This is a genomic window from Anaerobacillus sp. MEB173, from assembly GCF_052119505.1.
Lineage (GTDB): Bacteria > Bacillota > Bacilli > Bacillales > JBJMAU01 > JBJMAU01.
Genome location: NZ_JBJMAU010000001.1, coordinates 101,136 through 123,575, shown reverse-complemented (window position 1 = coordinate 123,575; position 22,440 = coordinate 101,136). Strand labels below are relative to the sequence as shown.

The 22,440-nt window shown below is 35.4% G+C and carries 22 protein-coding genes; 5 read left to right on the top strand and 17 right to left on the bottom strand.

Annotation, left to right across the window (positions count from 1 at the left end):
* Nucleotides 1–59: 59 nt before the first annotated feature.
* Nucleotides 60–1,043, bottom strand: a complete 984-nt coding sequence (locus tag ACJ2A9_RS00570) for a glutaminase (RefSeq protein ID WP_441420373.1) — start codon at nt 1,041–1,043, stop codon at nt 60–62.
* A gap of 289 nt (nt 1,044–1,332) precedes the next feature.
* Complete coding sequence (locus ACJ2A9_RS00565; protein ID WP_441419656.1) at nt 1,333–2,748, bottom strand: alanine/glycine:cation symporter family protein; 1,416 nt, start codon at nt 2,746–2,748, stop codon at nt 1,333–1,335.
* A 324-nt stretch (nt 2,749–3,072) separates the two neighbouring features.
* On the opposite strand from ACJ2A9_RS00565, the gene ACJ2A9_RS00560 reads away from it, so the two are divergent.
* Nucleotides 3,073–4,389, top strand: coding sequence for a sensor histidine kinase (locus ACJ2A9_RS00560; protein ID WP_441419655.1), 1,317 nt, complete (start codon nt 3,073–3,075; stop codon nt 4,387–4,389).
* Nucleotides 4,389–5,321 (top strand): response regulator, encoded by a 933-nt coding sequence (locus tag ACJ2A9_RS00555; RefSeq protein ID WP_441419654.1) that lies wholly within the window; start codon nt 4,389–4,391, stop codon nt 5,319–5,321. The genes ACJ2A9_RS00560 and ACJ2A9_RS00555 overlap by 1 nt, the downstream gene beginning before the upstream one ends.
* 204 nt (nt 5,322–5,525) lie before the next feature.
* Here ACJ2A9_RS00555 and ACJ2A9_RS00550 read toward each other — a convergent pair whose 3' ends face one another.
* The 6 genes from ACJ2A9_RS00550 to ACJ2A9_RS00525 form a co-directional block, all read right to left on the bottom strand.
* Nucleotides 5,526–6,731: a Ger(x)C family spore germination protein gene (locus ACJ2A9_RS00550; RefSeq protein WP_441419653.1), complete on the bottom strand. Its 1,206-nt coding sequence runs from the start codon at nt 6,729–6,731 to the stop codon at nt 5,526–5,528.
* Entirely contained in the window at nt 6,715–7,818 is a 1,104-nt protein-coding gene (locus ACJ2A9_RS00545; protein ID WP_441419652.1) for a spore germination protein, read from the bottom strand. The genes ACJ2A9_RS00550 and ACJ2A9_RS00545 overlap by 17 nt, the downstream gene beginning before the upstream one ends.
* Nucleotides 7,819–7,844: 26 nt before the next feature.
* The gene (locus ACJ2A9_RS00540) at nt 7,845–9,413 is read right to left on the bottom strand and encodes a spore germination protein (protein WP_441419651.1); all 1,569 of its coding nucleotides are present in this window, start codon (nt 9,411–9,413) and stop codon (nt 7,845–7,847) included.
* 5 nt (nt 9,414–9,418) lie between these two features.
* Nucleotides 9,419–9,544: a hypothetical protein gene (locus tag ACJ2A9_RS00535; RefSeq protein WP_441419650.1), complete on the bottom strand. Its 126-nt coding sequence runs from the start codon at nt 9,542–9,544 to the stop codon at nt 9,419–9,421.
* Between the two features lie 379 nt (nt 9,545–9,923).
* Nucleotides 9,924–10,433: a GNAT family N-acetyltransferase gene (locus ACJ2A9_RS00530; RefSeq protein ID WP_441419649.1), complete on the bottom strand. Its 510-nt coding sequence runs from the start codon at nt 10,431–10,433 to the stop codon at nt 9,924–9,926.
* Nucleotides 10,434–10,732: 299 nt separating this feature from the next.
* Complete coding sequence (locus ACJ2A9_RS00525; RefSeq protein ID WP_441419648.1) at nt 10,733–12,850, bottom strand: AAA family ATPase; 2,118 nt, start codon at nt 12,848–12,850, stop codon at nt 10,733–10,735.
* Between the two features lie 625 nt (nt 12,851–13,475).
* On the opposite strand from ACJ2A9_RS00525, the gene ACJ2A9_RS00520 reads away from it, so the two are divergent.
* Nucleotides 13,476–14,687 carry a M14 family zinc carboxypeptidase gene (locus ACJ2A9_RS00520; RefSeq protein ID WP_441419647.1) on the top strand — a complete coding sequence of 404 codons (1,212 nt, stop codon included), beginning with the start codon at nt 13,476–13,478 and terminating at the stop codon, nt 14,685–14,687.
* 75 nt (nt 14,688–14,762) lie between these two features.
* Here ACJ2A9_RS00520 and ACJ2A9_RS00515 read toward each other — a convergent pair whose 3' ends face one another.
* The 4 genes from ACJ2A9_RS00515 to ACJ2A9_RS00500 all read right to left on the bottom strand — a co-directional run bounded on the left by ACJ2A9_RS00515 (nt 14,763) and on the right by ACJ2A9_RS00500 (nt 18,236).
* On the bottom strand, nt 14,763–14,933 hold the full coding sequence (locus ACJ2A9_RS00515; protein ID WP_441419646.1) for a hypothetical protein: 171 nt from the start codon (nt 14,931–14,933) through the stop codon (nt 14,763–14,765).
* A gap of 432 nt (nt 14,934–15,365) precedes the next feature.
* The gene (locus ACJ2A9_RS00510; protein ID WP_441419645.1) at nt 15,366–16,286 is read right to left on the bottom strand and encodes a hypothetical protein; all 921 of its coding nucleotides are present in this window, start codon (nt 16,284–16,286) and stop codon (nt 15,366–15,368) included.
* A gap of 46 nt (nt 16,287–16,332) precedes the next feature.
* Nucleotides 16,333–17,214, bottom strand: a complete 882-nt coding sequence (locus tag ACJ2A9_RS00505) for a hypothetical protein (protein ID WP_441419644.1) — start codon at nt 17,212–17,214, stop codon at nt 16,333–16,335.
* A 263-nt stretch (nt 17,215–17,477) separates the two neighbouring features.
* Entirely contained in the window at nt 17,478–18,236 is a 759-nt protein-coding gene (locus ACJ2A9_RS00500) for a lipase family protein (RefSeq protein WP_441419643.1), read from the bottom strand.
* Nucleotides 18,237–18,473: 237 nt separating this feature from the next.
* Here ACJ2A9_RS00500 and ACJ2A9_RS00495 point away from each other — a divergent pair, with 237 nt between their 5' ends.
* Both ACJ2A9_RS00495 and ACJ2A9_RS00490 read left to right on the top strand, forming a co-directional pair.
* Complete coding sequence (locus ACJ2A9_RS00495; RefSeq protein ID WP_441419642.1) at nt 18,474–19,409, top strand: PD-(D/E)XK nuclease family protein; 936 nt, start codon at nt 18,474–18,476, stop codon at nt 19,407–19,409.
* A gap of 179 nt (nt 19,410–19,588) precedes the next feature.
* Nucleotides 19,589–20,869 (top strand): ATP-binding protein, encoded by a 1,281-nt coding sequence (locus ACJ2A9_RS00490; protein WP_441419641.1) that lies wholly within the window; start codon nt 19,589–19,591, stop codon nt 20,867–20,869.
* A gap of 204 nt (nt 20,870–21,073) precedes the next feature.
* On the opposite strand, the gene ACJ2A9_RS00485 is transcribed toward ACJ2A9_RS00490, so the two are convergent.
* From ACJ2A9_RS00485 to ACJ2A9_RS00465, 5 genes are all read right to left on the bottom strand, one after another.
* Nucleotides 21,074–21,310, bottom strand: coding sequence for a glutaredoxin family protein (locus ACJ2A9_RS00485; protein ID WP_441419640.1), 237 nt, complete (start codon nt 21,308–21,310; stop codon nt 21,074–21,076).
* A 127-nt stretch (nt 21,311–21,437) separates the two neighbouring features.
* Nucleotides 21,438–21,614 carry a hypothetical protein gene (locus ACJ2A9_RS00480; protein ID WP_441419639.1) on the bottom strand — a complete coding sequence of 59 codons (177 nt, stop codon included), beginning with the start codon at nt 21,612–21,614 and terminating at the stop codon, nt 21,438–21,440.
* Entirely contained in the window at nt 21,589–21,897 is a 309-nt protein-coding gene (locus tag ACJ2A9_RS00475) for a gas vesicle protein (protein WP_441419638.1), read from the bottom strand. Before ACJ2A9_RS00475 ends, ACJ2A9_RS00480 begins: the two co-directional genes overlap by 26 nt.
* Nucleotides 21,898–21,913: 16 nt before the next feature.
* On the bottom strand, nt 21,914–22,201 hold the full coding sequence (locus ACJ2A9_RS00470) for a gas vesicle protein K (RefSeq protein WP_441419637.1): 288 nt from the start codon (nt 22,199–22,201) through the stop codon (nt 21,914–21,916).
* A 34-nt stretch (nt 22,202–22,235) separates the two neighbouring features.
* Nucleotides 22,236–22,433 (bottom strand): gas vesicle protein, encoded by a 198-nt coding sequence (locus tag ACJ2A9_RS00465; RefSeq protein ID WP_441419636.1) that lies wholly within the window; start codon nt 22,431–22,433, stop codon nt 22,236–22,238.
* Between the last annotated feature and the right edge of the window lie 7 nt (nt 22,434–22,440).

Genomic DNA, 22,440 nt, shown 5'->3' with positions numbered 1-22,440 from the left:
GCACGTACATAAGTGTTAATTACTAATTGAATAGTAACGAATGTCAAAGCCATTTGTAATCATGAAAAAATACTAACGTCCCACACCTCAGCAAGATGTTTTAAAAGCTCAACACCCGCAAGGCTATTACCATATTCATCTATAGCAGGTCCATAAATTCCAATACCACAGCCTGTATGAAAAGGTAATTCCTGCCGATATCTGGCAGGAACTGATGCCATAATTCCACCTGACACTCCACTTTTTGCAGGTATTCCAACAAAGGCTGCAAATTTCCCTGAAGCATTATACATACCGCAAGTTAGCATTAAACCTTTGATTAGCTTAGCTATTTCTTTAGAAAAGACTTGTTTCTTGTGAATTGGGTCGTATCCATTTTGGGATAGAATTAAACCAATTAGCGCAATATCTTTTGTATTTACTTCGATTGAACATTGTTTTAAGTAGACTTCTAGCGCCTCATCTACCTCTGATTCTAAAAATCCACTTTCTTTCAAATAATAAGCTAAAGCTCTATTTCTATTTGCTGTTTGCCACTCAGACTGAAATACTTTTTCATTAAATGTTGGTCGTTTTCCAACCATTTTTTCTATTAAAGCATATACCGATTCCAACTTTTGCTCTGGTGATTCCCCATAAAGAAGAGACGAGACTGTAATTGCTCCCGCGTTAATCATTGGATTAAACGGTTTACCCGGTTTATGCATTTCTAATCGAACGATAGAGTTAAATGCATCTCCTGTTGGTTCCACATCAACATGATCTAATACATAAGAAACTCCACGGTCTATGCATGCAGCAATAAGACTAATCACTTTTGAGATACTTTGCAAAGTAAAAGGGACTTCCCAATCACCTGACTTGATCTCGACTCCATCAGAACTAATCATATAAACTCCTAAATCCGTTAGATTCGACTCCCCTAAAGCAGGGATATAATCAGCACATCGGCCTTTCATACCAAGTGAACGGTACTTCATGACCCATTCGTCAAGGTATTTTTCCTCCTTGAAGTCATTTTTTATATTGCTATCTTTTATCATTTGCTGATACATTTCGACCCTCCTTGTTAGCGTTTCAAAATTTTTATAGATCTAACAGGTACATATTCAGTTTAGAATCTATGCTACGAAAAGAAACAAAACACTACAAATCAACCAAAAAAATATTTCTAATATTTCAATAATTATTACCTGTCAGCACGCTTACTTTAGCTGAACAAATAAGAGATACAAGTATGCCTATTGATGTTTTTGCTAAGCTCAAAAAGTATGTTTTTATATAGAATTCTTGAAATTCGTTTTCTCTAAACAAATTGCTTGCGCTTTTCTTTTATGCTTCTTTACGTTTTTCGACCTCTTCATCTTGCCAGCACTCTACATTTTTAAGTCCTTTAATGTTACTTGCATAAAATACAGGCTCTTGCCCCTCTTTTTTTTGTTTCAAGTAATCTTTTAATACAGCTATTGCAATTTTGCCAATTAAAGAAAGAGCGATTAAGTTTGTAATTGCCATAAGTGCCATAAATAAGTCGGCTAAATTCCAAACCATGCTTAAACTTGATACTGAACCAAAAAGAATCATTCCTAACACAGCTAGACGGAAGACAAAGATGGCAGCTTTGCTTTCCTTAATAAATTCAATGTTAGATTCGCCGTAGTAATAATTTCCGATAATCGAACTAAAGCAAAGTAATAGGATAGCAATCGCGACGAAAATACTTGCCCACGGACCGACGTGGCTGGCTATTGCACTTTGAGTAAGTTGTATACCACCTATTCCCTCTTCAGGAATTCCAGACAATAAAATAATAAACGCTGTTGCACTACAAATTAATAATGTATCAACAAAAACACCTAGCGTTTGAACAAAGCCTTGTTTTGCCGGGTGACTAACATCCGCTGTTGCCGCTGCAACAGGTGCACTACCCATACCTGCTTCATTAGAGAATAATCCACGTTTTACACCATTCATGATGGCTGCACCAATTCCACCAGCAACTGCCTCGTTTAAGCCAAATGCGCTAGTTACGATAAGCCCAATGACCCCTGGAAGTTCACCAATATTTAAAATTACTATATATGCAGTTAATATTAAATATAATATAGCTATGACAGGCACAACCACCTGAGACACTTTAGCAATACGTTTCACACCACCAAAAATAACAAATCCGACAACTGCAGTTAAAGCGATACCGATTACAAGGCGGTTCGTACCTAATGCTTCCTCAAATGCAATTGCAATAGTATTGGCTTGAACGGAATTGAAAGCTAGTCCAAAACAGAAAGTGATTAAAAATGCAAATAATACTCCCATCCACCTTGCACCAATGGCTTTTTCCATATAGTAGGCTGGTCCACCTTTGAATCCGTTTGAATCTTTCACTTTATAGACTTGAGCTAATGTACTTTCAATAAAGCTTAATGCTGCACTGAAGATTGCGACAACCCACATCCAGAATACAGCACCTGGTCCACCTAATGTGATCGCAATCGCTACACCAGCTAGATTACCTGTACCAATCCTTGAAGCTGCACTAATACAAAAAGCTCCAAATGATGAAACCTGTTTCTTTCCATTACTAGTAGTCGGACTTTCATTTAATAAACGAAACATTTCTTTTAGATTTGTAACCTGAACAAATTTTGTTCGCAGAGTAAAATAAATTCCTAAACCAACAAGTAAAGCAATTAAAAGATAGGACCATAGAATTGCATTACCCCAATCAATCAAACTTTCTACCACAAAGAACCACCTCTTTATTTTTTAATATGCCTAAGCAATACCTGTATACCGTATCCGCATTATTGAGATTTGCATAATTCTCAATAATAGATTTTTATAGTCGGCACACCACAAATCCCCCCTTTTTTGTAAACGCTTCCATCAATGTAATTACTAAATATAAATTAGTTTAAAAGCTAAGCTACAAAATGAAACCGAATACTACAAATAAATCAAAAAAATATTTCGGAAATTTTATTCAATATTTTGGATCGTCGATAGTAATTGAATAAAAAGAGCTTTTTATATAAAATAACCTTAATATTTTTAAACCTTAAATGGGAAGTGACACTTTTGAACATTAATCCTTTACTAAGGAAAGAACGTACAATTATTCTATTCATGATCTTTTTTGTTCCATTAGCAGGTGAAATAAACTTTTATCCCATTAATGAAACGTTTCGCGTTAGCTTAGGACCACCAACTTTTTTCTTATTCCTACTATTTTTAAGAAAAACTGCAATTATCCCAGGGGGTTTAACAGCTGTACTTGTTGTGTTTTTTCGTATTCTATTAGATTTCATGATGCAAGCAAACTTTAACTGGTTAAGTTCATTTGAAACCCATTATCCGACTTTTTTCTTTTACTTCACTTATGCTTGCCTATTTTATTTGGCAAAAGTTAACCGATATCATCAACGACCTTGGATCATTGGATTATTAGGCATAATCATTGAAATAGTATCCGATTTTGCAGAGTTACTGATGCAATATTTTGTATTTGGAGTTACTATTACTTCAGACTTAATGTCTGAAATCGTTCTTATCGCTCTTTTTCACAGCTTTATGGTATTAGGTGTTTTTAGTATGATGAAACTATATGAAGCACAATCCCGAGAGATCGAAGTACGAAAAAGAAATGAACATATGTTATTACACATTTCTAACTTATATGAGGAAACGATTCATTTGAAAAAAACACTCCAAAATTCAGAAACAATTACAAGAAAAGCTTACGAACTATATAGAGGATTAAATCAAAATCATCCTGTTGACAGCAAACTACTTAAAAAATCCCGTCAACAATTACTTGAAATCGCTGGTGAAGTGCATGACATTAAAAAAGATAGTCAAAGAATTTTTGCAGGGTTATCAAAGCTTATTTCAAATGAAAGTTTTACAGATTACGTCACTATTACCGAACTAATTCAAACCATTGTTCGAGCCAATGAAAAATATGCTAGTTTATTAGAAAAAGATATTCACTTTACCTATATGATTAAAGGGCTTCACCCCCATTACCATATTTATACCATTCTATCGATTGTCAATAATTTAGTCTCAAACGCTGTAGAAGCCATTCAAGATAAGGGAACGATAAAAATAGGAGTTAGTTCTAAAGAGAATTTAGTTGAATTTCGGGTTGAAGACAACGGACCTGGTATCTCAGAAAAGTATCGGGAATTAATATTCAAACCTGGCTTCACTTCTAAATATGACGGTATGGGCAATCCCTCGACTGGTATTGGGTTAACTTTTGTAAAAGACATGGTCACAAAACTTAATGGAAACGTTACCTTCGAAAGTGGCGCAAGAGAAAAAGGGACAGTATTTACTATTTGCTTACCAATTGAGAATTTAATTGAAAAGGAGCATTCGTAATGAATTTTTATATAACAGACGATGATGAAACGATTCGTTCCATGCTAGCTCAAATTATCGAGGATGAAGATCTAGGAGAAGTGGTTGGTGAATCCGATGACGGAGCATTATTAGAGGGAGAAACATTAAATTTGAAAAAGGTCGATATTTTATTGATTGATTTATTAATGCCTAATCGTGATGGTCTTGAAACCATACAAGCCATCCAACCTACTTTTAAGGGTAAAGTTATTATGATTTCTCAAATAGAATCAAAGGAACTCATTTGTGAAGCGTATTTACTTGGAATAGAGCACTATATTATCAAGCCGATTAATAAAATCGAAGTATTAGCCGTTATTCGAAAAGTGATGGAACATACTCGCCTAGAAAAATCGATCAACGACATTCAAAAGTCATTAAACAGTGTACTTCAAATGGATACTGGATTGAATCGGAAGAAGTCGTCTTTTAAGGAATATAATATCAAGAATTATGCGGAGTTCCTTTTGTCAGAATTAGGCATTTCAGGTGAGAACGGTAGTAAAGATTTATTAGAAATATTGGCTTTCTTATTTAATTATGAAAAGAAGCATACGTTTGAACAAGGATTACCCTCTCTTAATGAGATTTACGAGTATTTGGCAAATAAAAAGCTTGGAGATAAAGCAGACGAAAGAGATTTAACTAGGGAGGCAAAAGCTTCTAAACAACGCGTTCGAAGAGCTATTTATCAGTCATTGAAGCACTTATCCTCTTTGGGACTTACTGACTTTTCAAATGCAAAATTTGAAAAGTATTCTTCCCATTTTTTTGACTTTACTATCGTTCGCAAAAAAATGACTGAGTTAAAAAACGAATCAAACCAATCATACACTCCTACCCGAATTAATATGAAAAAATTTATTCATGCATTATATTTTGAAGCAAAACGAATGATGTTAGAGGGATAAGCCCCCCAAACTGCTAATACAAGTAACTATTTATTTAGTAGACCTAAGATTAAACATCCCTCTAGGCAACAATGGAGATTATCTAGAGGGATGTTTATTGCTATTCATTATAAGCGCAGACCTAACAAAAAACCTTCAGAAGAATTATCAAAATTATGGGGAAACACTTAACCAGCGATTCCAACCTACAAAATTAATAAGTCCTTACTCCTTTGATCCTGTCGTAGAATAATCTGTGATCGTTACTTCCACACTGTAGTTGATGGAAACGTCACTAAATATCTTGTCCCAATCTTTTTTTATCTTTTCCCATACTTTAGGTTGCTCAATTCTCAATCGGTTTCCGAAACCACTAACATCGACTTGGTATTCTTTTTGCATTTTTTCTATTACATTACTTACCAATCGTTCCACTTCTTTTTCTACAGCTTTTTCCGCCTTCTTCAGAAATTCATCTTCAAAAGCATTTCCCGGCCATACCCAATCTTCAATCAAACGTCCTTCTGATTTTATTTTCAAATCAAACGAGATGTTGTCTCCATCAACATGAGATGTAATTTTGCTTTTCATTGACTCTACATTGTACACGATCAGCTGATTTGTATCTTCATAAAAGCTTTTCACCACTCCGCCTTCCTGCTTTCCGGTAATCCACATTACGCCTTCTACTTCCTCTTCATTCAAAAAACCATGCAGTTTTTTTGTCTTCCCATTGATCACAGCTCCCCCCACAAATTTTACCTCTCCTTCTTTTGTTGCTACTGTTTGTAAGAGGAAACTGGAATCTCCCGACAGGTTCGCAAGGAGTTTCGTCAGTGTTACAGGAGGTAAAATCCGGGTTGTTATTACATTGTTCTCTGCGAGTTCAACTAAGCGAAATGCCGGAATCTCAGTGGTTTTTTTTGTTTCCAAAGTGTCTTTCGCTCGTCCTTTGGCTATAAACCAAATGACACTTTCTCTTACCTCTAGAGCACGGAGATACTCATTAATCAGATTTAGCAAATTTATGTTACGGGCCAATTCTTCCCCAATTACCACTACTTTTAGGTGTGAGCCGAAGGGAATGTGATCATCTAACAATGAGATTTCTCTTACTAATTGATTCACGGAGTCTCCAGTAACAGAATAGTTTTCGTAAGCCTTTTGCTGTCCCCCTCCTTCTTGCTGTTTATTTGATTGCGGAACAACGCTTTGCATTGTAAATGTAATGAGGTTTCTTTTTCTGTATCCACCTCCTACTTTCTCAAACTCTTCTTCTAGAGGCGAGGGCTCTCCCACATCCAAAGCTTCACCCACTTTAAAGGACAGCTCTTCAATGTCTATTTGATCCCAGCACCCTGTTAAAACCAAGAGGAAAAGAACCGAAAGTGAAACCAAAAGAAACCGTGCATTGTTATGGCTTTGCTTCATGCTTTCCCTCCTTTACTCTCCAAACAACGAGAAGCAACAGAGGCAATATGCCAAATAAAAACAACCCGACATTGCCTATCAAATCCCCGATTTTAAATAGGTCAGTCGTATTTTTGGGGATAATGGAAACGATATAAATAACTGGTAGCAAGCCATACATAAATGGTTGAATTCTCTTTTGAAAGAGTTGGGCCAGCCCCAAAGTAGCAGCATAATAAGTGATGGTAAAGGTAGCAAATATTTGCATAATCCATATTACAAGCAACAAGGACTCAAACCGTTCAAATATTAAACCGGTAATTTCAAAACTTCGTATGAGATCAAGAGTGGGCCAAGTTCTTGTCACCACTCCATCGACGGAGAACGCTCCGATGACCAATACGACAGTTATTACGTATAAGCACAAGGGAATGGAAACCCCAACTAGAACGACTTTTACTGCTTTGTTTGGCTGTTTCATGAACGCCAGAAGAAGTAACATAATTTCAATCCCTGTAAATGCAAGAGCCGTTGTCTTTATTCCTTTTAACACAGGCATGATCCCTAACCCTAATACTGGTCGAAGATTTTCTATCTCAATTATTCCAAAGCTCATAGAGGCAACTAGTAAAAAAATAATAATTGTAATAGGGAATATGATTTCAAACAGACGAGCGATTGGGTTTATGCCTCCAAGAATCAGATAGATACCTACCCACATAAATGGTATAGTGATTGCCCAGGGTGGTGTATTATGCAGCAAATATAAATCTGTCACTTCCCCCAATGAACGGACTTGAAACCCGGCAGTCAAAAGAAAATATCCTATAATTAGTAAACTAAGTAACTTGCCCGCCCATTTCCCTACAATATCTTGGCTGTATTGATAAAAGGTTTTGTTGGGAAACTGTTGGCTTAATTTCACAATGATTACCCCTGCAATCATCGCAATTAGGCCGCCTAAAATAACAGCTATCCAGGCATCTGGTGTCTTTCCTTGCTCTACAGATACGCGAGGAAGAGTGAGGATTCCAACTGCAACGATATAATTGATAACGATGACAACTGCTTGCGATGTGGTGATTTGGTCTTTTGGACTGGTAATCATTGCTGATCACTCCCTTTTGCAATAAGCTATCTTTTTCGTATGGAATTTATCGTATGCATCATTTTTGGACGACGTTTCATCATCTGTAGAGGCATACGGACCATAAAATCTTTCCAGTCACTTACTCGATAAGGAACTGCTGGGCTGACATAAGGAACACCAAAACTTTTCAGTTTTACCAAATGACTCAAAAGAAAGAGAATAAACAAAATGACACCGTACAATCCAAACACAGCCGCACTAAACATAGCCACAAAGCGAAGAATGCGCAACGTAATCCCTGCACTATACTGAGGGATGGTAAAGGAGGAAATGGCGGTTACAGCTACGACAATCACCATCACCGGGCTGACAATACCTGCTTGAACGGCAGCTTCACCAATGATCAAACCGCCAACAATCCCCATCGCTGGTCCAATCGGCTTAGGCAAGCGTAAACCAGCTTCCCGCAAAATTTCGATGGCTATTTCCATAATTAATGCTTCAATAAATGATGGGAATGGAACACCTTCTCTTGTCCCAACGACGGAAATGGCCAAATCAGTCGGAATCAATCCCTGATGAAATGAAATAAAGGATATATATAAGGCTGGCCCCAATAATGACACTAAAGCTGCCATAAAACGCAATAAGCGAATGAGTGTGCCGGGAATCCAACGGTCATAATAATCATCAGGTGCTTGTAACAGCATGCTAAATGTAACCGGAACGATCAATGCAAACGGCGTCCCGTCCAACAATATTGCTACTCGGCCTTCGTTTAAGGCGGCTATGACAATGTCGGGACGTTCTGTATTTTGTACTTGCGGGAAAGGACTAAGGTAATTATCTTCGATCAACTGCTCTACATACCCTGATTCCAGTACATTATCAATATCGATTTTCTTTATCCTTTTCTTTACCTCTTCCACTACTTCAGGATCAGCTACATCTCTAATATAGGCAATGATAAGCTCTTTTTTTGTACGCTTTCCTACATGAAATTTTATTATTGATAAGTTTTCGTCTTTTCCACTACGTCTCAAAAGAGCACTATTATCGCTTAAATTTTCATTAAAACCAACCCGTGGTCCTCTAACCGATTCCTCTGAAGTTGGTTCTTCAATTTGTCGTGTTTTTCCTTTCTTTGTACCGAGAACTAATACACCCGGCTGCCCATCAATTAAAAGTGCAGTCGAACCAATTAACACTTCTGACACCACATCTTTTATAGTTTGTACTTCAGTTAATTGACTAATGGAGAGGACTTGATTTTTAATGAATTCTAATAAATTGGTCCCTTTCATATTAGTGTGTACCTGTTTCTGTTCTTCGGAAAAATTTTGCATCAGTGATTTCATAATATGTTGGTCAATGAGATCTGTATCTGCCAGTCCGCCAACGAAAATAATTGCGGCTTGTGTTCCTATATGTCCAATGCTAAACTCGCGAAAGTGCACATCCGAGTTATGACCGATTTCTTGCTTGACGAGTTCTAGATCTAATAAGAAATCCCCTGTGAAATAACCTGTTGAATCATGAAGAGGCACAGTTTCATCCTTTTTATCTTGAATAGATTGTGTGAGTAGTTTGCTCTTTGATTTCCGCCTTCTCATTTTAATCACTCTTCCTCTATTGTGCCAATCCAGTTAAAAAATTTCGAAATAATATATGGAATGAAAAATGTGATAATGGCTTGTATGAAAAAGACCCATTCTGGAATATAGGAAATGACTGTTTTCCACATTTTAATCCCCCTATAAATGCCAGTTTCAGTAGTAGTAATTAGGAGCAAAACGGCAGTATAATTGTTGTTTATTAAAAACTCCTAATTGTAAAGAAGCGAAACTAGTAACAAAAATTTCATTCGACCTTAGACATTAATAAATACAGTAATTCGAAAACCTTTAATTTTATGGCTATTATTTGCAAAATACATAGGTTATATCCAAAAATGAACACAATTTGAATCTCTGCGTTTTTTTGTATTTTTATACAAAAAAGCCTAACATATGTTAGACCTTGTTTTTTCCTCCTTACCATTACAATAATTACCAGCATACCGAAATTTCTGCAAATAAAAACATTATAGCAAAGCCCAAATGAAAAATAGACACAATCTCTTATTAAGATTTGTGCCTGTTTGTTGCGAATTCATTTATTTTGACCATATTGTACCAGCGGAATCCTCCGTGTTGTGATTCAGACACTCCATGGTTACTAAAACCTAATTTTTCATAAAAAGGAACCAGCTCTTGTTTACATGTTAATGTTATTCCTTCTCTTTGATTTACCTTAACAAGCTCTGTCATTTTTTCTAATAAGATTCTAGCGACTCCTTGATATCTGTTTTCTTTCGATACAGCTAATCCTAGAATGCTTTGAAATCCTCCTTTTGCCGGGTTCTTATTGATTTTCTCAAAAAGATCATCTGTGATGTAGGGCTCATGAATGACCGGGCCGTTAACATAACCAATAATTTCCCCTCTCTTTTCCGCTACAATAAATGTATCGGGTATTAATCTAATCCTCTCAATAAAAGCTTGTTCCGTCGCAGCCTCTTCTTTAGAAAAACCTTCATTTTCTATAGAAAGCAGTTGTTCTAGATCGTTATAGTGAACAGTTCTTAATGTCATAACATCCCCCTCGTTGTTAATAAGCTAATCCGTATTCCAATGAAAGTTCATCAATACTGACTCCTAATCTTTTATGTTAATGTTAACATACCATCACATGTAAATGAGGCCATTTTAGTGGTCAACAAACAAAAAGAACACCACTTAATTTAAGTGATGTTCTGAATTGAATATAATGTTCAACATGAAAGGCAACCCACTAATCTTATAATAAGAATAGCTAATTACTTGGCTTTAATTTTACATAGTAAAGTGAGGTTTCACGAGAAGCTGAAAGGATAATTGAAAATCATCTTTCCTTATGCTACGTTAATTTTATTATTTTCTACTGATACAGTGATCTTAGTTACGTTTTCGCTATTAATAATTAAAGAAGTAATCCTATCTTCAATTTGCTCTTGGATGGCACGTCGAAGTGGCCGAGCACCAAATACGCTGCTATAACCTAGTTCCGCAATCTTTTCTTTTGCTTCCTTATCGATTTCAATTGAAATCCCTTGTTCTTCTAATGTTTCTTTAAGCTCTACAATCATAATATCGAAAATTTCCATGAGGTTCTCTTTTTGTAGGTGATTAAACTCAATAATCGAATCGATACGGTTTAAGAACTCAGGCTTAAAGTAATTTCCGATTTTGTCGATAATATTTGATTCTACTTCTTGCTGTTCATCTTTACCAAAACCAATTGGTCCTAATTTTTTGCTGCCAACACCAGCATTTGAAGTCATAATAATAATCGTTTCAGTAAAGCTCACGACTCTTCCTTGGCTATCCGTTAACCTGCCGTCTTCCATTATTTGAAGAAACACATTCATGACATCTGGGTGTGCTTTTTCGATTTCATCTAGCAGAATAATTGAATAGGGATTTCTACGAACTTGTTCCGTTAACTGACCTGCTTCCTCATGTCCGACATAGCCAGGAGGTGAACCAATGAGCTTAGAAACAGAATGCTTTTCCATATATTCACTCATATCTAGGCGAATCATCGCATCTTTCCTGCCGAATAATTCCGCTGCAAGAGTTTTCGTTAGTTCAGTTTTACCTGTACCAGTTGGACCTAAGAATAAGAATGAAGCTGTAGGACGTGTTTTAGGCTTTAATCCTATACTTGCCCTTAAGATTGCATTGGCTACCTTTTCAATCGCTTTATCCTGACCAATAATTTTACTTGCTAGTCTCTCTTTCAAATCTTTCATTTTTTGTTGCTCTTCTTTTTGCAGCTTTTGTACAGGAATTCCAGTACTTATTTCAATTATCTCTTGAATCATTTCTACGGTAACATCTTTCGTTATATCATCTGAATATTCTGATAATACTTGTTTCATATCTCTCTCTTCATCACGAAGAATTGCCGCTTTTTCGTAGTGCTCTAATTTCGTTGCTTGTTGTTTTTCTTCAGCAATGTCTTTTAAGCGCTGTTTTAAATAGTTAACATCTAGCTCTCCATGAGCAAGGTTTAGCTTTGCACCGGCCTCATCCATTAAATCGATGGCCTTATCTGGTAGGAAGCGATCTTGAATGTAGCGTTTTGAAAGTGTGACACATGCTTTTAGGACATCATCCGAATACGTAACATCGTGATACTTTTCATATGCTGGCCGAATTCCTTTTAGGATTTCAAATGCTTCATTAACAGAAGGCTCTTTCACGGTCACCGATTGGAAGCGACGCTCAAGTGCTGGATCTTTTTCAATCATGCGATACTCTTTCATTGTTGTTGCTCCAACCACTTGAATATCACCGCGTGCTAACGCTGGTTTTAATATATTCCCTGCGTCCATTGAACCGTTAGACGAACCTCCAGCACCAACCATCATGTGCAATTCATCAATGAACAAAATCACGTTCTGACGTTGTTGTAATTCAGTAACCAGTTGTTTCATTTTTTCTTCAAATTGTCCTCTGTACGCTGTACCTGCTACGAGTGAACTAATGTCTAGCAAATACACTTCTTTCATTTTTAGTTTCGCTGGTACTTTGCCTTTGACGATTTGAAGGGCAAGACCTTCAACAATCGCTGTTTTCCCTACACCTGCTTCACCAATTAAGACCGGATTATTTTTTGTGCGACGATTTAGGATCTCAAGGACACGTTCAATTTCTTTATCTCTACCGATTACACTATCAATTCGCCCTTCTTTAGCTTCATTCGTCAAATTCCGTCCATGTTGATCAAGAAAGCCGTTTGTTTCACGATTCATGAGCTGGTTTACCTTGACATTTTGCTCAGATTGGCTGCCATCTGTGTCCAATTGATTGAACAATTGGTTATCAAATTGCATGGAACCGTTTTCTAATTTTTCTATTGCAATATCATAGCATTCTTCACACAAACTCATTTGGCTTTGACTCTGATTAAATGATATTTTTAACTTATAACTCGCTTGCGTTGTTTGACAGTTTTCACAAATCATATTTCTCTCCTCCTTTTTACTTTGACCATTTCTGACTATAAATATATGAAAAAGAGCCACTTCTACTAGTAGGCCCGGTGAATTTTTTATTAAGTTTCTCTCTATTATATTGTACTTCTTATAACATTTCTACAGGTAATGGTTGGGTGTATACCCAACCTAGTAAATAATGACACAATTAGTCTACATCCTCTTTTTGTTTTGGCACAATAATTGCTTAATGGTACATTATAAGATTGAGAAAAAAGGCCTTATCTACCATAAGCAAAGACTTCAAATGACCTTTGTAATAATAGAACATTACAAAGGTCTCGGATTTCTTTTTGGCAATGTATATAATATTCTCACAAAATGGTTTATCTTCTATATACTTATTTCCTGTTAGAAAGGTATTCTCTCCTAAAATAATATCTTAGAATAAAATAAAAATTTGATATTTTTGCTTTTCATAATTCTACTAATTTAGAAATTTTAATGGGGAAATAGAATTATTTTCATTAGGTGAAAATTACCAAATTAAGGTATCTCTATTATTCTGAGAAAACAAAATGCAATATTCGAACTATTTGATTTAAATTTTTTAAATATTATAATTATTTCGAATACCGAAAGGAGTGAATGGGAAATGAAAGGCAAAAAAATAATCGTTGGTTTAAGTACACTTGCTCTTTGTGCTAGTTTAGTAACACCAGCTCTCGCAACAAACTCTTCTAACGGGAATTTAACAAATGAAAATCAAGTTTATTCAGTAGTTGGATTTACAGACTATGCTCAAATGGTGGATAGACTTGAACAAATTGAGAAAAATAGTCAAGGAAGAGTAACAGTTGACGTGGTTGGGCAATCGAATCAAGGTAGAGATATTTACCAAGCCAGAGTTGGAACAGGCGAAAAAGTCGTTCTCATTGAAAGTGAAATTCACGGGAATGAAAAAACAGGTACTGAGGCTTTGCTAAACATTCTTCAACATTTAGGTTCAAGCAATTCTCCTGAAGCAAAGAAAATTCGCGATGAAATTACACTGGTCGTTTTACCTAAAATGAATCCCGATGCTTCTGAATTAGACCGTCGTGGAAATGATATGTCATGGCAGGAAGTTGTAGAAGCATTCCCTCAACTTGCTGAAGCTTCAGGTCCTGCATGGAACTATTATGCTTCCGGCATGAGACAAGATAGAAATTACACTGGACAACCTGGATTTGACGTAAATCGTGACTTTAATCCTGATTTAGACTATGTACCACAAGCGGCAGATTTTCCTGGTGCATCTGATCAACCTGGCTGGTACATCACTCCTGAAGCTCAAACAGTTAGAGATGTATACAAGTCACTAGTTGAGGAGTTTGGAAAAGTAGATGTATTCGTTGATCTACACCATCAAGGACAATATTATGTCGAGGGTACAAGTGATTTAGTAACAATGTCACTGTCAGCTGATTTTGTTCCAGAACCGAATACACCTGAAGGAGCAAAATATGCTGAATACGCTGATACCTATAATTTCGACTTTTCTAAACAATTAAATTTAGCAGCGTATAACGCCCTGCAATCTTTAGGAGATAGTTCACCATTTACTAATATTTCTTTATATTCACAAAATCTTGATCTTCCTGGAACGGCGTTAGGAAGCTTTGGCCTAAATGGCAGTGGGACAGTTCTATTTGAAGTTAGAGGTCAGTCACATAGTTTAGGTCAGAAGAAAAAAGGACAACTTGTAAAGGCAGTGGAAACAGGCCTATACGGTATTATTAATGGTGTAACAGACGGTTCTGTTGAACAGCTTGATCCTGCAGAATACGATAATATCCCTAAAACTTCATATCGACCAGGATTATAAAACACATCGTAAAAAAATGGTTGTCCAAAAGTGGACTATTACTTTTGGACAACTCTCTTAGTTGAACATACCATTTTATTGATTTTCTTTGGTATCCTCTTGATAATGCTCATTTAAGTACTGATTTTCAGTCGTTGCAAAATTAACAGATTGAAGACTGATTTCTGGGTCCATTCCATAATATCCTTTCAGATCATCGTCTACAAACTTACCACTTCTAAATTGCGGTTCTTTTTTTTCTTTCATGATCCACCTCTTTTCTTCCTCTATTTTTCTATATTCAAGAAAAATTATTCGAAAATTCCTGTTTAATCTCGGTTGCAAAACAAACAAGACAAACAAACATCACCATCGACAAACATAGATTAGTAAATAATTCTATAATCATTTTTTCCTCCAAATTAAAAGTAAAGATCCTTTGCAATACATTTTCGGTGCTTCATGTTGATACACTGCTAGAATGTCCTGAAAAGTCATAATTGGAGCAGATAATAAAATAAGTAAGGTGAAAACATAAATCGGCAAGAAAGCAAACGAAAGTATAGCTTTTACTAGTCGTGATATATTCAAAGTAAAATTGATCGATTGGAAAAATCCCTGCATACAAAAAGGCTCTCAATTAAATGAGAACCTTTTTGTTCATTTCTAATTTCTATAAAATATTTTAGCTTAAAGGTGTTATTCAACAGTTTCAGATAATTCCTCAAGTTTAGCTTCTACATCAACGTCTGCTTCACCTAGAATATCAGCATTATCATCTTCTGTTTCTACATCTAAACGAGCGGAAACTGCTGAGTGAGCCGCTGCATTTAGTTTAGCAGTTTCATTCGCTTTTACACTTGCCTTTGAATTAAGCTTATTTTCTACAGATGGATTTACTTTTGCTTCTTCTGCTGCATTTTCTTCAGCTGTTACTTCGCCTTCAACTGTTGTATCTTTTACTGTTTCGACTGTTTCATCAGTTTCTACTGCTGCGTCCGCTATTGCTTCAACATCTACAATAACTTCATCTATTGCATCTGCTTCAACTACTGTTTCCTCAGTTTCTTGAGTTACTTCAGCTTCAGCTTCCGCGTTCTCTTCTGTTTCTAAGCTAGCGTGTACCGCTGAGTGTGCTGCTGCATTAGCTTTCGCCTGCTCACTCGCTTTTTCGCTTGCCATTGACTTCGCCTTATTTTCCGCAGAAGGATTTACTTTAGCTTTTGCTTCAGTTTCAGTTTCAATTTCCTCTGTTGTCTCTGTATCTAAGCTAGCGTGTACCGCTGAGTGTGCTGCTGCATTGGCTTTCGCCTGCTCACTCGCTTTTTCACTCGCCATTGACTTCGCCTTATTTTCTGCAGAAGGATTTACTTTAGCTTTTACTTCAGTTTTTAATTCAGCATTTACTTCAATCGGCTTTTTAGCATTAGCTTTTGCATTTTTGTGCTCTACTTCCACCTGTACTTCAACCTTTTGCTCTGATTTCGCTTTACCGTTGTTTTCTCCATTTCCAGCTGCTTCTCCGATATAACCTCCAGCAAAGACGCCAACTGAAAGTACACCCGCTAATACTAAAGATTTCACTACCATTTTCCCATTAAGTACATTTAATTTTTTCATTTTTTTTGCTCCTTCATGTTTTAAATTAGTTTTGTTAATAAGTACCTTAATTTAAATTTGAAGAAGCATTTTTAGGTGGCGGTGATGGAGGCGCATTAGTCCATTGACTACGATAAACATATTGCCGCAGAACAAAAGACTCTTTAAATGTAAGTCCTGTTATGTCAATAACCCCTGCAAAGAATCCATTCATACTCTGAGAGTGTCCCTTGTCTTTTGATGAGCTAGTTGAAACATTATGTGTATTTTGCAACTGAATAAAACTATGTGGTTCAGGATACAGCTTCTTCGGGTATGGTGCTTGTTCCTTATTAGCATTATTCTGCTTACCATTTGTGTCCTCAACTGTTTCAATCGAGACACTCTCTTCAGTGGAAGATATGTTTTGGTTTTGTTGGTGAACCGCTTTTTCTTGATGTATTGAATAATTGTCTTTTGTTACTTGGTTTCCGTTACCCTTTGAACCCCTTTTTTCTGTATCACCAGAGGATTCCTCATCTGATTTAACACCCTTAGGTTTTTCTTCCGCTTTATTGTTACGAGTATCAGGTAGAGTTTTCTCTTTGTTCTTACCCAATTCTTGTTTTGTATCAACTGCTTTATTAAAAGCATCCTCTGCTTTCTCATTTACATGTTCTGGTAAATCAACAGTTTTCGATTGTGTTTGTTTACCTTTTTCAGTTGGAACAGAATTCTCAACAACCTTCCTATTATTTTCAGTTACTTGTTCAGGTTTATCACGTAGTTGTCCCTTAACTTGTTCAACATGTTCAGGAGTCCCATTCATCGTTTTAACTTCTAATCCGTGAAGAGGGGTTACGCGACTATTAGAAGGATGAGCATTCTCTTTTTCAGCAAATGCAAACGAAGGCATAGTTACCGTAAATAGACCTAGCAGACCGATACATACGAACTTTTTGAAGTTCATCGTCTCACCTCCTTTCACGAAACGATTAAATCTAGTAAATACTTCTATTAAATTCAGGTTTTTTTGTCCGTTGTTGACAAATTTATACACTCTGTTTATAAAAAAATGCGCGGAAAACTTTATAATTTAGGATAATTAAAAAAGGAAATCAAGCAAACGTTACATAGCAGAACTTTTTCTTGTAAAATATAATTAGCCGATACTTTTAACAGAGTATCGGCTTACATTATGATCATATAAAATTATAGGTTTTCTGAAATGATTTATTTACAATTCTTTGAATGTGGACATAGTTTTTGGTTTTTGTGACATACTTCGATACATACTTTTTTAAACATGTCACAGATCCTATCAAAGTAATTTTCAATTGCATGATTTCGGCGGATACTAAATGTTTGAAATTGAATTGGATATCTTTTGTCTACATGACGGTAGGAGATGTTCAGAAATGGTATCGTAGGAGGTGGAAAATGAGGAACGATGTCATTTGTATTTACTACTCTAATACTATGATCAATTGTTTGATTGTAAACATCAACAAATCTAGGATTCCCCACTCTAGGTGATGCATATGTGTAAACAAGAGGTTGTGTATAATGTGTATTTGATGCGATATCTAACGCGGCCAGTGTTGCAACGGCACCTCCTAAGCTGTGGCCTGTAATATATAACCTCTTATCTGGATGTAAATTTTTCAATGTTTTAATAACATCTTTACGAACGCTTTGATAGTCTCTCGTAAACCCACGATCCGTCCTGCCACTATCTGAAACAAATGGGAATGGAACCTGAACCCAATCCAAATCAGCAAGCACATCAATTGGTTCTTCAGTTCCTCTAAAAGCTACAATAATCTCACTAGAAGATTCAATAATAAACCCTGCTAATGGATAAGCAATGCTGTCTAATGAAATCACTTCTTGAAAACCTTTAGGACGTCTATATTTTCCACCACGGTGAATTCTCATATTGGCTTGATAGCAAACCGCAGCCAGTAAAATTAAGTCCCGTTCTAGATCCAATTTTTACCCTCCTATTGCTCCATATTTAAACTGCTTTCTACTTTTATATTATGAAGACAACCTTTGAAAGGTTACATAAAGCCTTATACGGGTGAAAACCAAACTAATATGACAAGAATTTTTAATTTTTCTCCAATCCTTGATTAATTAGCTTGTCTACTTTAAAGTTAAAACCGACAAGAATTCTACTAGACTACGCATCTATTAATATAGGTCGCAAAATAATGAGGTGTTATGATGTTTGAAATACGACAATATCCCGAGTTTTCTTGGTCTAATTCAAGACACCGGACTTTTATGGAATGCAAGAAAAAATACTACTATCATTATTACCTCTCACATAACGGCTGGTTATTCCAGGCTGCTGAAGAAAATAAACTAGCATATCGTCTGAAAAATATAAAGAATCTCCCAATTGCTCTAGGGGAGGTGATTCATGATATTATCCACTCACAATTAAAAGCTTATTTAGCTGGTGAAACGTTAGCATCTGAGCAGGAATTAATACAACAGGTTAAAGATCGACTTAATCTAGCTTTTATTCATTCAAAAAAGCATGTAGATGATTGGATGATGAAACCGAAGAAGTTTCAGATGTTACATGAAATTTACTATTATAATAAACTTGAACAAAGTGACGTTGAAAACATTAAACAAAAAATTGATGTTTGCATTAAAAACTTACTATCATCTAAAAGCTATAACACAATCATTACAGACGAAAACATTCATGTAATCGAAGCAGAGGAACTTAAAACAGTTTATTTCGATGGTGTTAAAGTATATGTTGTTCTCGATTTTTTGTATCGTGAAAGAGAATCTGACAAATGGATAATCGTTGACTGGAAAACAGGAAAACAAAATAAAACTGATCGTGACCAGCTTGCATTATACGTATTATATTTAATTGATAAGTACAAAATAACGCTCGATAATATCATCATTAGAAACGAATACCTACAATCTGGGGAAACAAAAGACTATACATTATGCGAAGATGATCTCATTGAAGCCAGAAATTTAATTTCCGATAGTACAGAAGCAATGCGCAGATTTTTAGCACAGCCTTCAATAAATAAACCATTAGCAGAAGACGAGTATGAAGAAACCTTCTCCTACAGATGCAACAGCTGTAACTTTAAACAGCTGTGTGATGGGAAGCGTGAAGAGTGATTTAAATCATTGATACAACAAATTGCGCCCTTAAAATCAACTAGTGTGACAGATAGAATCATTCTACTTAATGGTCAGAGCGTGGTCTTCATGGATATTTTTACAGCTATTCTAACGAAACTATTTTGATGTAAAATGTAGTTAAAAAATATAATAACCTGTTGTAGAAAGGATACAAGATGGAAAAAGTAAGTCATATTATTAAGTTTCATGAAATTGATCCTAACACACTTCCAAACTACTATGAGTATGGTTTTGTTATCAATAGTATTAAAAAGAAATTGTTTCAAGAGTTTGGCTTTGAATTTAAGATGTATGCAGATGAAGAAACAACAAATGAAATCTGGGAAATATTAGAGGAAGATCTTCAGAGTAACAAAAATGAAGTAAATTTAATTTCATATATATTTGATGGAATAGAAACTTCTACGATCTCGTCTAATCACACCCAAGAAAAACTAGAGTTACTCATTAAGCCTAGAATAACTAATAGCCTTTATTACTATCCAAATTATAACGTAGCATTAGTACGAACACCTATATTCCAAAGTCACAGCGAAATGAACCATGATTTTATTCTAGCAAAAGATAATAACTGTATGGTTGAATTCCTTGATTATATCTTGGTCCGAAAGAGAGAGTATATTAGAAATCACGTTACTGTATTTACCGATACTGAAGATGGTGTTGACAGCAAAAAAGAAAAAATCACTACAATGGTAACTAGGGATGAAGTTTTCTTAGAAGAAAATTTAAAAAAGGAAATTTATCGGTCTATTGATGAATTTTTCTCCAAAAGTGGAAGTTTTTTTAAAACATATAATATCCCTTATAAAAGAGGAATTCTTCTATACGGGAAACCTGGTAATGGAAAAACAACACTCGTTAAATCTATTGCAAATAGTATTATGGATCCGGTAGCTTATTGGCAAATCACAGAATTTACATCAAGCTATTCTATTCATGAAGTGTTTTCAACAGTAGCTAAAATGGCTCCGATGGTATTAGTCATTGAAGATATTGACTCAATGCCAGAAGATGTGCGCTCTGTCTTTTTAAATACGCTAGATGGCGCAACTTCAAAAGAAGGAATATTTCTAATAGGCACTACTAACTATCCAGAAAAAATTGACCCCGCACTTATTAATCGTGCCGGTCGATTTGATAGAGCCTATGAAATAAAACTACCGACAGAAGATTTACGTTATAGGTATTTACTGAAAAAAGAAATTGATCAATTCATTTCATCAGAAAATATAGAAAAAGTAGTTAGGGAAACAAAAGGGTTCTCCTTTGCTCAACTAAATGAACTATATACCTCTATTGCTTTACAATGGCACTATGATCGAAAAGTTAACATAGATTTATTATGTTCTGAACTACAATCAGACAACAAAAATAATAAAAAACGAATTTGGGACTCAGAACAAGAATCTAATAATGTAGGCTTTCGAGTTTAGTCGTTTCTTGGAAAATAAAAATTCCAGAAGTTTCTACAATCGGGCGATTTTGTTTAATGTCCAAAAATTATAAAAAGCTGAAACCATGCAAGTTGTTAATCATTTCTTGTATATTTTCAGCTTTTTTACATGTAAAAACCATAATGCCATAAAACTATACTATACGATATTTTAAATAATCCCTTCCTTGTTATAATTATCTTTTTATCCATCAAGTTTCTCCCATATCTTTCTTGCGTTAAATCCGACGACCCATTCTTCACCTATCTTTAATTGCGGTACTCCTTTATTCCCTGTTGCTTCTATCATTTTTTCCTTCTCTTCAAGATGTTTGCTTACATCAATCACATTATAATCAATACCATGCTTATCTAAATATTTTTTTACCATTACACAATAATAACAACCGTCCTTGGAATAAACTGTCACTTTTTTATTCATCGTAAAAACCTCCTTGTAAATTATAGCAACTAAAAATACGAGTAATTGCACTATATAAACTATGTAAGGAACGGTCATAACGAAAGGGCTAATATTTAAATATAAAAAAACCTTCCTAAAAGAAGGCTTAATCTGTTTTTTGGCTATCCTCATCTAATCCAATTTTCGCTTTAATCATGTACTGACTATGAAATCCATTCCTTTCATCTTTGATCTCTCCAGCAGATATAGATTTACCATGCTGTAAAAGATCATCTACTATATATTTTAAATCAGATTTAATCATCTTTAATAGGTCCCTCATTCCGATCACCCACCTTCAGTTTTTCTACTTCTTCTTTAAGAAGACGATTTTCCGCCTCCAGTGATTTCGCTTTCGTTGATAAATATGGATCACTTTCCCACCAATCTAAACCTATCTCTTTTGCTTTATCCACAGAGGCAACAATTAATCGAATTTTAATCGTAAGTAGTTCTACATCCGCCAACGATATTTTAATATCACCGGCGATCACAACTCCTTTATCTAAAATCTTTTCTAGAATTTCTAAGATGTTACTTGATTCAGAAGCATGTTGGATGGACATTGTTGTTCCCCCTTAATTAAAGCAAATTCCCAAGTGGCCCTAGATCGATATTGAGATCTTCTCCCTCTAAGTTAAAGGCAGATTTTATTTCCTCCATCTTCTCTTCTAGTTTCATTAATGTGAAGCCAAGTTCTTCTATTTCTTGATCTGAAAGAGTTCCCCCTTCCACTCGTCTTAATGCTTGCCGCTCAACAAGCTGTCTTAGTAATTCAATAACTGTTAAGACTAGTTTCGCCAATCCATGCTCTATGTTTTCTGAGTTGAAATTGAGTTTTTCATTCGGATAATGAGGTGTGTCAAACATAATGATACCTCCATGATTACTATGTGTTTTCATATTAGCTGTCATGTATTTCTTTACGGTTATTCATAGATTCAACTGAAGTAACAAGTAAACGCAAATCTACATACACAAGATCTATATTAGCAACTGATATTAATAATTCTCCACTGATTGTAACGCCTTTTTCCAGTACAGCATCCAGAATATCTAGTAAACTAACGTCCTTATTATGACTTAGTCGTAATTTATCCATATGTTAT

Coding starts and splice junctions, on each gene's coding strand:
- ACJ2A9_RS00495 (WP_441419642.1), top strand. CDS start 18,474: ATGTTTGAAATACGACAATATCCCGAGTTTTCTTGGTCTAATTCAAGA.
- ACJ2A9_RS00530 (WP_441419649.1), bottom strand. CDS start 10,433: ATGACATTAAGAACTGTTCACTATAACGATCTAGAACAACTGCTTTCT.
- ACJ2A9_RS00465 (WP_441419636.1), bottom strand. CDS start 22,433: ATGGATAAATTACGACTAAGTCATAATAAGGACGTTAGTTTACTAGAT.
- ACJ2A9_RS00490 (WP_441419641.1), top strand. CDS start 19,589: ATGGAAAAAGTAAGTCATATTATTAAGTTTCATGAAATTGATCCTAAC.
- ACJ2A9_RS00570 (WP_441420373.1), bottom strand. CDS start 1,043: ATGATAAAAGATAGCAATATAAAAAATGACTTCAAGGAGGAAAAATAC.
- ACJ2A9_RS00545 (WP_441419652.1), bottom strand. CDS start 7,818: ATGATTACCAGTCCAAAAGACCAAATCACCACATCGCAAGCAGTTGTC.
- ACJ2A9_RS00540 (WP_441419651.1), bottom strand. CDS start 9,413: ATGAGAAGGCGGAAATCAAAGAGCAAACTACTCACACAATCTATTCAA.
- ACJ2A9_RS00515 (WP_441419646.1), bottom strand. CDS start 14,933: ATGAAAGAAAAAAAAGAACCGCAATTTAGAAGTGGTAAGTTTGTAGAC.
- ACJ2A9_RS00475 (WP_441419638.1), bottom strand. CDS start 21,897: ATGTCCATCCAACATGCTTCTGAATCAAGTAACATCTTAGAAATTCTA.
- ACJ2A9_RS00470 (WP_441419637.1), bottom strand. CDS start 22,201: ATGTTTGACACACCTCATTATCCGAATGAAAAACTCAATTTCAACTCA.
- ACJ2A9_RS00555 (WP_441419654.1), top strand. CDS start 4,389: ATGAATTTTTATATAACAGACGATGATGAAACGATTCGTTCCATGCTA.
- ACJ2A9_RS00480 (WP_441419639.1), bottom strand. CDS start 21,614: ATGAGGGACCTATTAAAGATGATTAAATCTGATTTAAAATATATAGTA.
- ACJ2A9_RS00485 (WP_441419640.1), bottom strand. CDS start 21,310: ATGAATAAAAAAGTGACAGTTTATTCCAAGGACGGTTGTTATTATTGT.
- ACJ2A9_RS00550 (WP_441419653.1), bottom strand. CDS start 6,731: ATGAAGCAAAGCCATAACAATGCACGGTTTCTTTTGGTTTCACTTTCG.
- ACJ2A9_RS00520 (WP_441419647.1), top strand. CDS start 13,476: ATGAAAGGCAAAAAAATAATCGTTGGTTTAAGTACACTTGCTCTTTGT.
- ACJ2A9_RS00505 (WP_441419644.1), bottom strand. CDS start 17,214: ATGAACTTCAAAAAGTTCGTATGTATCGGTCTGCTAGGTCTATTTACG.
- ACJ2A9_RS00510 (WP_441419645.1), bottom strand. CDS start 16,286: ATGAAAAAATTAAATGTACTTAATGGGAAAATGGTAGTGAAATCTTTA.
- ACJ2A9_RS00535 (WP_441419650.1), bottom strand. CDS start 9,544: ATGTGGAAAACAGTCATTTCCTATATTCCAGAATGGGTCTTTTTCATA.
- ACJ2A9_RS00525 (WP_441419648.1), bottom strand. CDS start 12,850: ATGATTTGTGAAAACTGTCAAACAACGCAAGCGAGTTATAAGTTAAAA.